This is a genomic window from Massilia sp. PWRC2 (assembly GCF_049896725.1).
In the GTDB taxonomy this organism is placed as follows: domain Bacteria; phylum Pseudomonadota; class Gammaproteobacteria; order Burkholderiales; family Burkholderiaceae_D; genus JAFCUW01.
On record NZ_JAFCUW010000001.1, the window covers coordinates 596,488 to 609,715 of the forward strand.

The 13,228-nt window shown below is 63.2% G+C and carries 13 protein-coding genes; 11 read left to right on the forward strand and 2 right to left on the reverse strand.

The window, feature by feature from the left end:
• Positions 1-32: 32 nt before the first annotated feature.
• Positions 33-2,282 (forward strand): RelA/SpoT family protein, encoded by a 2,250-nt coding sequence (locus ACP7BZ_RS02645; RefSeq protein ID WP_426110090.1) that lies wholly within the window; start codon positions 33-35, stop codon positions 2,280-2,282.
• Between the two features lie 224 nt (positions 2,283-2,506).
• Here ACP7BZ_RS02645 and ACP7BZ_RS02650 read toward each other — a convergent pair whose 3' ends face one another.
• Positions 2,507-3,070, reverse strand: coding sequence for a biliverdin-producing heme oxygenase (locus ACP7BZ_RS02650; RefSeq protein WP_426110091.1), 564 nt, complete (start codon positions 3,068-3,070; stop codon positions 2,507-2,509).
• 137 nt (positions 3,071-3,207) lie between these two features.
• Between ACP7BZ_RS02650 and ACP7BZ_RS02655 the strand changes: the two genes are divergently transcribed.
• Positions 3,208-3,357 carry a hypothetical protein gene (locus ACP7BZ_RS02655; protein WP_426110092.1) on the forward strand — a complete coding sequence of 50 codons (150 nt, stop codon included), beginning with the start codon at positions 3,208-3,210 and terminating at the stop codon, positions 3,355-3,357.
• On the opposite strand, the gene greB is transcribed toward ACP7BZ_RS02655, so the two are convergent.
• On the reverse strand, positions 3,333-3,896 hold the full coding sequence (gene greB / locus ACP7BZ_RS02660) for a transcription elongation factor GreB (protein WP_426110093.1): 564 nt from the start codon (positions 3,894-3,896) through the stop codon (positions 3,333-3,335). The genes ACP7BZ_RS02655 and greB overlap by 25 nt on opposite strands.
• Before the next feature lie 79 nt (positions 3,897-3,975).
• Here greB and ACP7BZ_RS02665 point away from each other — a divergent pair, with 79 nt between their 5' ends.
• From ACP7BZ_RS02665 to ACP7BZ_RS02705, 9 genes are all read left to right on the forward strand, one after another.
• Positions 3,976-4,581, forward strand: coding sequence for a hypothetical protein (locus tag ACP7BZ_RS02665; RefSeq protein WP_426110094.1), 606 nt, complete (start codon positions 3,976-3,978; stop codon positions 4,579-4,581).
• Positions 4,582-4,626: 45 nt separating this feature from the next.
• Entirely contained in the window at positions 4,627-5,727 is a 1,101-nt protein-coding gene (locus tag ACP7BZ_RS02670; protein ID WP_426110095.1) for a histidine kinase, read from the forward strand.
• Complete coding sequence (locus ACP7BZ_RS02675) at positions 5,724-6,371, forward strand: response regulator (RefSeq protein ID WP_426110096.1); 648 nt, start codon at positions 5,724-5,726, stop codon at positions 6,369-6,371. Before ACP7BZ_RS02670 ends, ACP7BZ_RS02675 begins: the two co-directional genes overlap by 4 nt.
• Positions 6,372-6,514: 143 nt before the next feature.
• Positions 6,515-8,125, forward strand: a complete 1,611-nt coding sequence (locus ACP7BZ_RS02680; RefSeq protein ID WP_426110097.1) for a GGDEF domain-containing protein — start codon at positions 6,515-6,517, stop codon at positions 8,123-8,125.
• A 357-nt stretch (positions 8,126-8,482) separates the two neighbouring features.
• Positions 8,483-10,303: a flagellin gene (locus ACP7BZ_RS02685; protein ID WP_426110098.1), complete on the forward strand. Its 1,821-nt coding sequence runs from the start codon at positions 8,483-8,485 to the stop codon at positions 10,301-10,303.
• Positions 10,304-10,397: 94 nt separating this feature from the next.
• Complete coding sequence (locus tag ACP7BZ_RS02690) at positions 10,398-10,802, forward strand: flagellar protein FlaG (RefSeq protein ID WP_426110099.1); 405 nt, start codon at positions 10,398-10,400, stop codon at positions 10,800-10,802.
• A gap of 132 nt (positions 10,803-10,934) precedes the next feature.
• A complete protein-coding gene (gene fliD / locus ACP7BZ_RS02695) occupies positions 10,935-12,341 on the forward strand; it encodes a flagellar filament capping protein FliD (RefSeq protein ID WP_426110100.1) in 1,407 nt (468 codons plus the stop codon).
• 18 nt (positions 12,342-12,359) lie between these two features.
• Complete coding sequence (gene fliS, locus ACP7BZ_RS02700; protein ID WP_426110101.1) at positions 12,360-12,869, forward strand: flagellar export chaperone FliS; 510 nt, start codon at positions 12,360-12,362, stop codon at positions 12,867-12,869.
• 15 nt (positions 12,870-12,884) lie between these two features.
• A complete protein-coding gene (locus ACP7BZ_RS02705) occupies positions 12,885-13,217 on the forward strand; it encodes a flagellar protein FliT (RefSeq protein WP_426110102.1) in 333 nt (110 codons plus the stop codon).
• Positions 13,218-13,228: the final 11 nt, after the last annotated feature.

A 13,228-nucleotide genomic window follows, 5' to 3' on the forward strand; every position in this document is an offset into this window, starting at 1 on the left:
CTGTTCATTCACAGCGGCTGATTGACTGACGTATGACTCTGAACACACCGGAAGCGAGCCTTCCTGGCACGCCTGCCACGTCGCCTTCGCGCGCGGCGCGCGCTGCCGCAAGGCAAGAAGCACCTGCCACACCGCCACCGGTGGTGGCGTCGGTGACCCACCTGGTCGCCCGTCTGTCCGAATACCTGACGCCGTCCGAGCTCAAGAAAGTCAAAGAAGCTTACCGCTTCTCCGACGAAATGCACCTGGGCCAGGTACGCAAATCGGGCGAACCGTACATCATCCATCCGATCGCCGTCGCCGAAATCTGCGCCGAATGGAAGCTCGACGCCCAGGCCATCATGGCCGCCTTCCTGCACGACGTCATGGAAGACCAGGACGTCAAGAAGGAAGAATTGATCGAGCGCTTCGGCGCCCCTGTCGCCAACCTGGTCGATGGCCTGTCGAAGCTGGAAAAAATCGAATTTCAAACGCTGATCGAGGCGCAGGCGGAAAATTTCCGCAAGATGCTGCTGGCGATGGCGTCGGACGTGCGCGTCATCCTCATCAAGCTGGCCGACCGCCTGCACAACATGCGCACGCTCGACCACATGGCGCCGGCCAAGAAGCGCCGCATCGCCGCCGAGACGATGGAAGTGTATGTGCCGATCGCCCACCGCCTGGGCTTGAACAATATTTACCGCGAATTGCAGGACCTGTCGTTTTCGCACCTGCACCCGATGCGTTACCAGGTGCTGGGCAAGGCGGTCAAGGCAGCGCGCGGCAACCGCCGCGAAGTGGTCAAAAAAATTCTCGAATCGGTCAAATCGACCCTGGCAGCGGCGAATTTGCCGGCCGAAGTGTATGGCCGCGAAAAAACCCTGTACGGCATTTACAAAAAAATGCGCAACAAGCACCTGTCGTTTTCCCAGGTACTTGATGTGTATGGCTTTCGCGTGGTGGTCGACGATTTCGCCCAGTGCTACGTGGCGCTGGGTACCCTGCACGGGCTGTACAAGCCGATGCCGGGCAAGTTCAAGGACTACATCGCCATCCGTAAGTTAAATGGCTACCAGTCGCTGCACACCACCCTGATCGGCCCCTACGGCACGCCGGTCGAGTTCCAGATCCGCACCCAGGAAATGCACCGCACCGCCGAGTCTGGCGTGGCGGCCCACTGGCTGTATAAGAACGGCGAATCGAACCTGTCCGAACTGCAGCAGCGCACCCACAGCTGGCTGCAGTCGCTGCTCGACATCCAGCAGCAGACGGGCGACTCGGCCGAGTTTCTCGAGCACGTCAAGGTCGACCTGTTCCCCGACTCGGTGTATGTGTTCACGCCAAAATCAAAAATCATTGCGCTGCCGCGCGGTGCCACGGCGATCGACTTCGCCTATTCGATCCACACGGGGATTGGCGACCACACGGTGGCGGTGAAGATCAACAACGAGGTGCAGCCGTTGCGCACGGAATTGCGCAATGGCGACATCGTCGAAATCGTCACCGATTCGACTTCGCGCCCCAGCCCCACCTGGCTGTCGTTCGTCCGCACCGGCAAGGCGCGCTCGGCGATCCGCCACCACCTGCGCACGGTGAACCTGAACGAGTCTGTCGAGCTGGGCCAGGACTTGCTGGCGCAGGCGCTGCGCGCCCTGAACATCAAGCCGGAGCTGCCGCCAGCGACCGTTGAAAAGCTGCTCAACGAATCATCGGCCCGCTCGATGGACGAGCTGTACGCGGAAATCGGCATCGGCAACCGCATGGCGGCGCTGGTGGCACGCCACATTTTTGGCCTGGTCGACGAAGAATCGGGCACGCTGCCGTCCGAGCATCACTTGACGCCGTCCGAACTCGATCCCGTCACCATCTACGGCAGCGAAGGGGTGTCGGTGCAACTGGCGCCCTGTTGCCTGCCGATTCCGGGCGACCAGATCACCGGCCAGCTGCGCCGCGACCAGGGCCTGGTGGTGCACACCAGCGACTGTAGCTCGGGCAAGCGGCTGCGCATGAAAGAGCCGGACCGCTGGATCGCCGTGCAGTGGGGCGCCGAACTGAACCGCCGCTTCGATTGCCGCATCCGCCTGTTGATCAACAACGAAAAAGGCATTCTCGCGCGGGTGGCCGCCGAAATCGGCGAGTCCGATGCCAACATCACCTATGTCGGCATGGATGAAGACGACGAACACGTGATGATCCAGCTGCGCTTTACCATCCAGGTCAAGGACCGCGTGCACCTGGCGCACCTGATCCGCAATCTGCGCCAGGTGACCGGGGTCAATCGGGTCGAGCGCGAGCGCGCCTGATGGCCGCTGCCAGCCAGGCAGCGTAGGCGCCTGTCAACCGCCGTCACATGGGCGCCGACCCTAGCAGCCTGTCGGACTTAGGATCGTCAGCTGCAAAAATACCTGGGACGGGCCATATTTCGTCGCTTTCTCGGTCAATAGCTCGCTATTGACACTGCGAAATAGTCAAAATCTGTCCTCGCCCAGCTATTTTCTCGCTCTGACTCTCTAAGCCCGACAGGCTGCTAGCGCGCGCTCAGCGCCAGAATGCGACCAAAGGCGGCGCAGGCGCCGGCACAGGCATCGGCCAGCTCGGCCTCGCTGCGCACCTGGGCCCGCAGGGCGCTGCCAAAGGCGCGCCAGCGCGGACCGGGGCCGTCGGCCGTCGGCTTCAGATACGTGAGCGGATGGGGCGCCAGCCGCGCGGCCAGCCGTTGATACAGCACCGCACCGCCCAGCTGCGAACCTTCCACCACATAAGCGACGCCCCAGCGGTAAGCGGCGCTGGCTGCGAGCGGCCACGGCGGGTCGGCCAGTTCGTCCGCCTCGCCGGCATCGGCCGCCGCCAGATCGGCATCGATGCGCGCCAACCGGTCAATTGCCGGCAAGCCGGCGCAGGCTTGCGGACCATCGCTGAAACCGGCCAGCCAGGCGTCGATCGGCCGCAACCAGCGCGCCAGCATGCGCAGGTGCGCAATATACGCCGGCAGCCCGGCCTCGGGCTGGGCCAGTGGCAAGCCGCTATCAAGAATAGCGTGCTGGGCGCTGGTGGCCTGGCGCAAAACGGCGATGGGATCAAGTACAGTCATGGGGCGGGCAAAAACGACAATACGATCATCTTAGCAGCCTGCACGATGCAAGTACGCCACAGTTGTGATAATTGAATAGTTTCTTAATGGAAAATGTGAAATATACTCAACGTTTCCAGGACTTGCGACGGCTTCACATGAATATGACAGCGCTGGTGGTGCTCGGCTTGCCGCTGCTGATCGCCTTTGTATTGCCCCTGCTGCCCCTGCTGCGGCGCCGCGCCGCGCGCCAACGCAAGGCGCGGTCGCAGCCGCCCGACGATCAATCCGGCGCCGGCGCCGGGTAACTGACGGCCAGCACTTCGAGCTCTTCCGGACCCAGCGGCGTCTGCAGGGTCACCAGGTCGCCCTCGCGCGCCTTGGTCAGCGCCCGCGCCACCGGCGACACCCAGCTGATCTTGCCCTTCAGGGGATCGAGTTCGTCGATGCCGACAATGGTGACGCTGTGCTGCTCGCCGGCGCCGTTCTGGTACAGCACGGTGGCGCCAAAATAAATCTGTTCATTGCCATGGTGGGCACTCGGATCGACCACTTCGGCGGCGTCCATGCGCTTGGTCAAAAAACGGATGCGGCCGTCGATCTGGCGCAGCCGCCGCTTGCCATAAATATAGTCACCGTTTTCCGAGCGGTCGCCGTTCGAGGCGGCCCAGTGCACCACCTTGACGACCTCGGGCCGCTCGACATCGATCAGTTGCAGCAGCTCATCCTTGATGCGCTGGTAGCCGGCCGGCGTGATGTAATTTTTGGCGCCGGCGGGAATCGCGCGCGACAGCAGCAGCGCTTCTTCATCGTCATCGTCGGACTCTTTTACGAATGCTTTGTTCATCACCGTATTGTACGGCAGCGCCCCGCCCGGCAGCGCAGCAGTGAAGCGAGCCGGTGCGCTTTTGCCGTATGATCGGGCGATGCCGTCAATCCCCCCTGCCAAGCGTGCGCGCCCGCTGCGCAACCGCCTGCTCTCGCCGCTGGTGGTGGCCGGCGCGCTGCTGCTGCTGATGGAAGAATGGTGCTGGGACCTGGGCCTGGCGCTGGTGCGCACGGTGGCCTCGTGGCCGCCGTTCAAACAGATCGACCGCCAGATCGCCGCGCTGGCGCCGTATCCGGCGCTGTGCCTGTTCGTTTTGCCGGGCGTGCTGCTGCTACCGGTCAAGCTGCTGGCGCTGTTTGCCATCGGTGCCGGCTACCCGGTCTGCGGGGTCGCCGTGTTCGTCGTCACCAAGGTCGGCGGCGCGGCGCTGGTGGCGCGGGTGTATTGCCTGACCCTGCCGACCCTGTTGACCCTGCTGTGGTTTGCCCGCTGGCACGCACGCTTTATCGTGATCCGGGACAACTGGCTGCGGCGCCTGCGCCAGACCGGCTTTTACCGGCGCGCCGGCCTGATGTCGCAGCAGCTGCGCTCGGCGCTGCGGCGCGTTGGTCGACGCCTGCGCTGGCGCGGCGGCCACGGCGCCAGCCGCCCGGCGCGCCTGCTGCGACGCTTCCAGGCAATTTTTCGCGCGCGCAGTCGCTGAACAGATCGACTTAGCTGGTATTGTCTTGAACAATTATCAATCAACATGACTGACATCTTGCCCATCGATTATGAAGCGCGCTTCAATGCCGTCGTCAGCCACCTGCCCGGCCTGGTCTACCAGTTCGTCCTCGAGGCCGACGGCGCCGTCCATTTCCCCTATCTGAGTGAAGGCTGCGAAGCCTTGCTGGGCGTCACAGCGGCCGTGCTCGAGCGCGAGCCCGAGCGTTTTCTGGCGCTGATCCTGGCCGACGACCGCGCCGCCTATCAGGCCTCGATGCGGGCATCGGCCGCCGCCCTTTCTCCGTGGAACTGGGAAGGGCGCATCTGGGTCGCTGCCTTCAACGACATCAAATGGATCAACCTGCGCTCGACCCCGTGCGCGCTCGACACCGGCTATGGTGGCGGCGCGGTGCAGTGGGAAGGCATCATGACCAATATTAGCGCCGGCAAGCACGCCCAGCACGAAGCGAGCGATTCGCGCGCGGCGCTCGCTGAACTGACCGCCCATATCGAAGCCGTCAAGGAACAGGAGCGCACCCGCATCGCCCGCGAAATCCACGATGACCTGGGCGGCAACCTGACCGCCATCAAAATGGCCATTGCCATGCTGGCGCGGCGCCTGCCACCGGATCAGCCGCTGTTGCTGGAAAAAACCAGTTACGTTGACAGCCTGGTCGACCGCACCATCGAGGCGGTGCACCGCATTTCACTCGACCTGCGCCCGCCCATGCTCGATTTCGGCATCGTCGCCGCGCTCGAATGGCAGGTCAAGGAGTTCGAAAAACAGGTCGGCATCGTCTGCCACGTGGACACGGGCGAAGTCGACATCGCCCTCTCGCCCGACCACGCCATCGCGTTATTTCGTATTTTCCAGGAAGCGCTGACGAATATCGCCAAGCATGCCCATGCCAGCCGCGTCGACATCACGCTGGCGCTGGCCGGCACCACGCTCTCGCTCGACATCATCGATAACGGCAGGGGCGACGGCGTCGCTGCGGCCGACCGCGAAAAAGCGGGCTCGTTCGGCCTGCGCAGCATGAGCGAGCGCGCGCGCGCGCTGGGCGGCACAATGACCTTGTCGCGCGCGCCCGGAGGTGGCACCATGGTGGCCATCAAGATCGAGCTGAGCTCCCCTGCACCATGACTGACAAAGCCACCATCCGCGTCTTCATCGCCGACGACCATGCGATCGTCCGCGAGGGCCTCAAACAGATCCTGGCCGAGTCGCGCGACATCATCGTCGCCGGCGAAGCGGAAAACGGCCTCGATGCCATCAAACTGTTTCGCAAATCGAAGTGCCACGTCATGCTGCTCGACATTTCCCTGCCCGACCGCAACGGCATCGATGTGCTCAAGCAGGTGCGCAAGGAGCAGCCCGAGCTGGCCGTGCTGATGCTGTCGATGCACCGCGAAGACCAGTACGCCATCCGTTCGCTCAAGGCCGGTGCGGCCGGCTACCTGACCAAGCAGAGCGCGCCGCGCGAGCTGGTCGATGCGATTCGCCTGGTGGCCGCCGGCCAGAAATACGTCAGCGCCGCGCTGGCGCAGGAACTGGCGGCCCAGCTCGGTGACGACCATGCCGGCGCCCCCCACGAAATGCTGTCGGACCGCGAATACCAGACGCTCACCATGATTGCCTCGGGCAAAACGGTGACGGCGATCGCCGAAGAACTGCGCCTCTCGGTCAAAACCATCAGCGAATACCGCGCCCGCCTGTTACTCAAAATGAAACTGAAAAACAGCGCTGAACTGACCCATTACGCCATCAAGAACCAGCTGGTTGAGTAAATCGCCAATAAGCATGTGCGCGAAGACACACTGTTTTCCCTTTCTGTTTGCGTGATATAAATTATTCGATCTGCATTACCATAGCTAAATTGCCTGCTACAACGGCTCCCGTACTTTGACAGTGACTGTCCCCAGCCAATTTCATGTCCCAGCCCCCCGCCAAACCCCCTGCTCCCGGCCAGAATCCGGCTGACTTCGCCCGCGAAGCATTCCGCCGCCTGGCCACCCGCCGCATCGCACCGACGCCAGACAATTATCGGGAGATTTATAACGAGGTAGCGGGGGTGCCGAATGTGCCAAATGTGCCGGCGGTGGCGCCAGCGCCGGCGGTCGCCGCGGCGCCGACCGACAGCCCGGCTGCCGAGCGCATGCTGGCCGAGTTCGCCAGTAAATTGAGCGACAGTCCCGGCGAACTGGCCGATTTCGGCCGCCGCTTCAACCGCGCTGTCGCCGCCCGCGACTGGAAAGGCTACGCCCGCAGCCTGTCGCAGCTGGTGGAAAAAAGCACCAAGAAGCCGGGCGCCTTCGATCTCACCGGGCCGCTCGAGGGCGGCGAGTCGAAACAGTTGCGCGATTTGCTCAGCCGCACCCTGACCTTCGCCGTCGCCTCGCTGCTGACCGGCAATCCGACCCTGGTCAGCGAAGCCGAAGCACTCGGCAGCGCCGTCAAGACGGGCTATTCGAACGAAGCCCTCAATGAAATCGCCGGCCGCCTCAAGCAGTTGTGCTACCAGATTGAAATTCGCAGCGGCGACGTCGCCGAGCAGCAAGAACTGTTGCTACGCTTATTTAAACTGCTGCTGGAAAACGTCAGCGGCCTGCTCGACGACGACAGCTGGCTGCGCGGCCAGATCGATGCCGTGCAAGACTTGATCGGCGGGCCGATGGACCAGCGCGCGCTGGAAGACGCCACCCGCAGTCTGAAAGACGTCATCTACAAGCAGAGCAAACTCAAGCACAGCCTGGCGGACGTCAAGGTTACCGTCAAGAACATGATGATGACCTTTATCGACCGGCTCGGATCGGTGGCGGCGTCGACCGGCGATTTCCACGAAAAAATCGGCGGCTTTACTGAGCGCATCAGCAATGCCGACAATATCGCCGACCTCAACGACGTCGTCGCCGAGGTGCTGCGTGAAACCCGCGTGGTGCAGACCGAGGCCCTCAAATCGCGCGACCGCATGCTCGAAGCGCGCCAGGAAGTGCAGGACGCCGAAACCAAGATTTCGCAACTGGAAGCCGAATTGCGCCAGCTAAGCGAACTGGTGCGTGAAGACCAGCTCACCGGCAGCCTGAATCGTCGCGGCCTCGACGATGTGTTTGAGCGCGAAACCGCGCGCGCCGACCGCCGCGGCACGCCGCTGTGCGTGGCCCTGCTCGACCTCGACGATTTCAAGCGCCTCAACGACACCCACGGCCACCAGGCCGGCGACGGCGCCCTGCGCCACCTGGTCAAAATCGTCAAGGAAGAGTTGCGCTCGATGGACGTCATCGCCCGCTTCGGCGGCGAAGAATTCGTCATCCTGTTGCCGGAGACGAGCCTGGAAGCGGCCTCGCAAACCATGACGCGGCTGCAGCGCGAGCTGACCAAGCATTTCTTCCTGCACCAGAACGACAAGCTGCTGATCACCTTTTCGGCCGGGGTGGCGCTGCGCCAGCCCGATGAAAGCCAGGAAGCGCTGATCGGTCGCGCCGACAAGGCCATGTACGCAGCCAAGAAGGCGGGCAAGAACCGCGTCATGATCGCCGAGTAAGGCGCGTTTCCAGCCATTTGAGCCAACAGGGGGGGCGCCGGCAGGCGCCCTTTTTTTCATTGTGCCACCGATTCTGATGCCACTTTGATCAGCAAAGTGGCCTTATTGAGCATGCTAATAATTCAAAATAAATTTATTTTCACCCTAAAGATCGGTCGAGCGCGGTCGTTTAAGCGCGCTTCAAGCGAGAACTGTAGGGCAAGTCGCTGATTTTATTGTCGATATTTGCTCTAAAGAATCAGTCGCACCCTCCGTTACCAGATTCAACCACGGTGTGAATGTCACGGAACAGCGCGACACACCAAGGTAAGCAGCGGCACGTAGCCCACCCCGTATTACCAGTTTTGGAGAATTACCATGGCATCGTATATCAATACCAACATTTCCTCGCTCAACGCACAACGCAACCTGTCGGCTTCGCAGTCGGGTCTGGCAACGTCGTTGCAGCGTCTGTCGACCGGCCTGCGCATCAACAGCGCCAAGGACGACGCAGCAGGGATGTCGATCGCTAGCCGCATGACGTCGCAGATCAGCGGCAACACCGTTGCAGCCCGTAACGCCAATGACGGCATCTCGCTGGCGCAGACCGCTGAGGGTGGCCTCAATTCGGCTACCGATCTGTTGCAACGTATGCGTGACCTGGCCGTGCAATCGGCCAACGGTTCGAACTCGGACGCCGATCGTGCTTCGATCCAGTCGGAAGTCGGTCAGCTGAAAGACGAAATCGACCGCGTCGCCAAGTCGACCAGCTTCAACGGTCTCAATTTGCTGGACGGTTCGTTCACCGCCCAGAGCTTCCAGGTCGGCGCCAACGCCACCTCGAATGACCGCATCCAGATCGACAAGATCGCCAACCTGCAAACGACCACCCTGGGCACCGGCCTGTCGGGCGCTTCGAGCCTGACCTCGGGCAATGTCTCGGGTGGCTTGACCGCCGGCGACCTGACCCTCAATGGCACCCAGGTCGGTTCCACCACCGCCGGCGGCCAGGCTGGTCAAACCACCGATTCGGCCTACGCTGTTGCCCAGGCGATCAATGCGGTTGCTGGCAAGTCCGGCGTCACCGCCACCGCCAACACCACCATTGCCAACTCGATCAAGAGCGCCTCGACGGTGCCGACCGCCGCCGCTGCCGTCGCCGCCAATACCTTCAGCGTCAACGGTGTCGCCATTGGCGCCATCGACGCCGGCGTGCAGGCCAACTTGACCGCCGTTCCACCCGTGGCCGGCGGCCCGACCGCAGTGATTGCCCAGGGCGCCAACACCGCCGAAGCGATCAACAAGGTATCGGCCCAGACCAATGTGCGCGCCACCGTCGACAGCACCGGCGCAGTGCAGCTGCAATCGCTCGATGGTAACGCCATCACGGTCAAGATGATCGACCCAGCCGCCACTGCCGGTAACATCGCTTCAGTGGCCGCCGCCGGCGTGGTCGCCACGGTCGCTGGCACCGTCAGCTCGGCAACCGCACCGACGGTCGGTGCCTACGCCGCCGGCGCCTTCAAGATCAACGGTGTCGACATCGGCGCCATTGCCACCAGCGGCACCGCATCCGGCCAGGGCGCCAATGCAGCAGCTGCCATCAATCTGCTGAGCGGCAAAACCGGCGTGACCGCCACTGCCAACTCGATCACCGGTGCAGTCTCGCTGAACGCCGCTGACGGCCGTGACATTAACCTGGAAAACGGCAGTGGCGGCGGTACTTCGGCAGCCGCCATCGGCATCACCGCCGCCGTGGTCACCAGCACGGTGACGTTGCAGAGCTCGAATGTCAACGGTATCGTGGTCGGCGGTAAAGCCGACGCCAACGCCGGCCTGCATGCTTACACCGGCTTGAAGGCAGCTAGCACGACTTCGAGCAACTCGGTCAGCTCGGTCGACGTCAGCACCGCCTCCGGCGCCACCGCGGCACTGGCCACCATCGACGCTGCCCTCAGCTCGGTCAACTCGTCGAAAGCTGCTCTGGGTGCTTACCAGAACCGTTTCACCGCGGTGGTCTCGAACTTGCAGTCGACCACGGAAAACCTGTCGGCTTCGCGCAGCCGGATTCAGGATGCTGACTTCGCTTCGGAAACGGCCAGCCTGACCCGCGGCCAGATCCTGCAGCAGGCAGGTACCGCGATGTTGGCCCAGGCCAACTCGCTGCCAAACGGCGTGTTGTCGCTGCTGCGCGGTTAATTTCCCGCCAGGCATGATGTAGCAGGCGACCCCGCCGGTGTCAACCGGTGGGGTCTTTTTGCCTTTCAAACCCAGGTATTTTTGGGAGTTTCTCATGGACATACGTTCAGTTTCCAGTTCACCTGCTGCCGCGCCGCCCGAGCGCGACGCTGGCGCCGCCCGCACCGCAGCCGCCGCCAGACAGTCGCCTGCCGGCACGCCGGCCGCGCCCGCACCGGCCAGCGTCAGCAGCGCCGACGCCAGCGCCACCGTTGCCGCCGCGCGCCCGGCCGGCGCCGTCGATGCGCTCGACGAAGCCGTCAAACATATCAACAAGTCGCTGCAGGCAAATGGCCAGGGGGTCGAGTTTTCCATCGACGAAGACAGCAAGCGCCTGGTGGTCAAAGTGGTCGACCAGGAAACCCGCGAAGTGCTGCGGCAGATGCCGTCGGTCGAAGCACTGCAGATCGCCAAGGGCCTGGACCGCGCCAAAGGCATGCTGATCAAGCACGAAGCCTAGGCGGTCGTGCTGCCCCGATGCCCGACGCGCGCGCACGCCGCGACGTGAAGGGGAATAGGCCCCTAATTGCCCCTCTTTCGGGCCATTTGACGGCGCCCATGGCGCGCTATAGTGCTTGCTGGAGAAAATAATATGGCAACAATCAGTTCATCTGGAATCGGTTCCGGTCTGCCCGTCGAAAGTCTGGTCAGCCAGTTGATGGCGGTCGAGCGCGCGCCGATTAACGCCATCGACACCAAGGAAGCGGCGCTGACGGCCAAACTGACCGCCTTCGGCACCATGAAGAGCACGCTGGCAACCCTGCAGACGGCAGCGCGTGCGCTGGCCACGCCGGCACTGGTGTCGCCCGTCAAGACCAGCGTCGCCGATGCCACCGTGCTGTCGGCCAGCGCCGCCGGCGGCACTGCCACCGGCAACTATGCGATCGAAGTGCAGAGCCTGGCACAACAGCAGAAACTCAAGACCTCGGTTTCTTACACCAATACCAGCGACGTCGTCGGCACCGGCAACATCACGTTTGACTTCGGCAGCTACGACGCCAGCAACAACTTCACGGCCGATCCTGCCAACGGCAGCAAAACCATTACCATTGATGCGGCCCATAACACGCTGGCCGGCATCAGGGACGCCATCAACGGCGCCAACTCGGGCGTGACCGCCAGTATCATCAACGATGGCAGCGGCAATTTCCTGTCGCTGGCCTCGACCAGCACGGGCGCCAAGAACGCCATGCGCATCACTGCCGACCCGGCACTGGGCGCGTTTGCCTACGATGGCAGCGCCAGCAGCGAAATGACGCAATCGGTCAAAGCCCAGGACGCCGTCATCAAGGTCGACAATGTACTCATCACCAAGCCGTCGAACACCATCAGCGACGCCATCGAAGGCGTCACCCTGACCCTGACCAAGACCACGCCGACCGGCGTTACCACCAATCTGACGCTGGCCAAGGACACTGCCACCGTCAAGACCAACATCGAGGCGTTCGTCAAGGCCTACAACGACGCCACCACCTCGATGGCCGCCCTGACCGCCTACGACGTCACCACCGGCAAGGGCGCGGTACTGACCGGCGACGGCACCGTGCGCACCGTACAGACCCAGTTGCGCGCACTGATGGGCAGCGCCGTCGCCGGTGCCGCCGCCGGTGCCGCCACCCTGCCCGATATCGGCATCACCACCCAGCGCGACGGCAGCATCGCCATCGATTCGACCAAGCTCGACAAGGCGCTGGCCGATCCCACCAAGAATTTTTCCGCCCTGTTTGCCACCAGCAACGGCAACCGTGGTTTTGGTGCACAGATGGACGTCACCCTGGGCCGCATCCTCAGCCCGGTCGGCACCCTGCCATCGCACACCAACAGTTTTAACAGCACCATCAAGGATCTGGAAAAGCAGCGCGCCACCATCACCAGCCGCCTGGCCGATGTGGAAAAGCGCTACCGCGCCCAGTTCAGCGCGCTCGACTCGGCGATGGCCAGCATGACCACCACCAGTACTTATCTGACCCAGCAGCTCGCTGCCATCGCCAAAGCTTAAAGAGAAAAGGATCACCACATGTTTGGATCACAGCGCAGCGGGGCCCATGCTTACGCCAAGGTAGGCGTCGAAACGGGCGTGATGGCCGCCAGCCCCCACAAATTGATCGCCATGCTGTTCGACGGCGCCCTGGTGGCGCTGTCGACCGCCCTCGTGCACATGAAAGCGGGCAATGTCGCAGCCAAGGGGAAATCGATCTCGCAAGCGATCAGCATCATCGACGAGGGCTTGCGCGCCAGCCTCGACCAGAATGCCGGCGGCAGCATCGCCGTCAGCCTCGATTCGCTGTACGAGTACATGAGCAGCCGCCTGTTGATGGGCAACCTGAAAAATGACCCGGCCATGCTGGAAGAAGTGCAGCGCCTGCTGGTCGAACTGAAGCAGGCATGGGACGGCATCGATCCGGCCGCCGCCCAGAAGGCCGCCAGTGCGCTCGGCCAGATGGCCGCGCCCGCCACAGCCAGCGCCGCCGCCGTCAGCGGCTACGGCAACGCGGCACCCCGTTCAACCAGCACGATCAAGGCGTAAGGCGCAAGGCTTTTTATGACGATGACGACGCAACAGGTACTGTCCACCTACGAATCGATGCAAGAGCTGACCGCGCAAATGCTGGCCGCCGCCAGCGCCAGCGACTGGGACCAGCTGGCCGCCCTCGAACGGCGCTGCGCCGCCCACGTGCAAACACTCAAGGAGCAGGCAGCCGACCTGCCGCTGAGCGGTGAACAGCGGGTCGCCAAGATCCAGATCATCCGCCAGCTGCTCGACGACGACCGCAAGATCCGCGATCTGACCATGCCGTGGATGGCCCACCTGTCGGCCATGATCGGCAGCACCCGTTCGCAAAGCCGCCTGGTCAATACCTACGGCGCCGTGTAAGGAGACCGGCC

Bases quoted from the DNA above. Each gene is read 5' to 3' on its own strand.
- ACP7BZ_RS02645 (WP_426110090.1), top strand. From the start codon at position 33: ATGACTCTGAACACACCGGAAGCGAGCCTTCCTGGCACGCCTGCCACG.
- ACP7BZ_RS02650 (WP_426110091.1), bottom strand. From the start codon at position 3,070: ATGACTGTACTTGATCCCATCGCCGTTTTGCGCCAGGCCACCAGCGCC.
- ACP7BZ_RS02655 (WP_426110092.1), top strand. From the start codon at position 3,208: ATGAATATGACAGCGCTGGTGGTGCTCGGCTTGCCGCTGCTGATCGCC.
- greB (WP_426110093.1), bottom strand. From the start codon at position 3,896: ATGAACAAAGCATTCGTAAAAGAGTCCGACGATGACGATGAAGAAGCG.
- ACP7BZ_RS02665 (WP_426110094.1), top strand. From the start codon at position 3,976: ATGCCGTCAATCCCCCCTGCCAAGCGTGCGCGCCCGCTGCGCAACCGC.
- ACP7BZ_RS02670 (WP_426110095.1), top strand. From the start codon at position 4,627: ATGACTGACATCTTGCCCATCGATTATGAAGCGCGCTTCAATGCCGTC.
- ACP7BZ_RS02675 (WP_426110096.1), top strand. From the start codon at position 5,724: ATGACTGACAAAGCCACCATCCGCGTCTTCATCGCCGACGACCATGCG.
- ACP7BZ_RS02680 (WP_426110097.1), top strand. From the start codon at position 6,515: ATGTCCCAGCCCCCCGCCAAACCCCCTGCTCCCGGCCAGAATCCGGCT.
- ACP7BZ_RS02685 (WP_426110098.1), top strand. From the start codon at position 8,483: ATGGCATCGTATATCAATACCAACATTTCCTCGCTCAACGCACAACGC.
- ACP7BZ_RS02690 (WP_426110099.1), top strand. From the start codon at position 10,398: ATGGACATACGTTCAGTTTCCAGTTCACCTGCTGCCGCGCCGCCCGAG.
- fliD (WP_426110100.1), top strand. From the start codon at position 10,935: ATGGCAACAATCAGTTCATCTGGAATCGGTTCCGGTCTGCCCGTCGAA.
- fliS (WP_426110101.1), top strand. From the start codon at position 12,360: ATGTTTGGATCACAGCGCAGCGGGGCCCATGCTTACGCCAAGGTAGGC.
- ACP7BZ_RS02705 (WP_426110102.1), top strand. From the start codon at position 12,885: ATGACGATGACGACGCAACAGGTACTGTCCACCTACGAATCGATGCAA.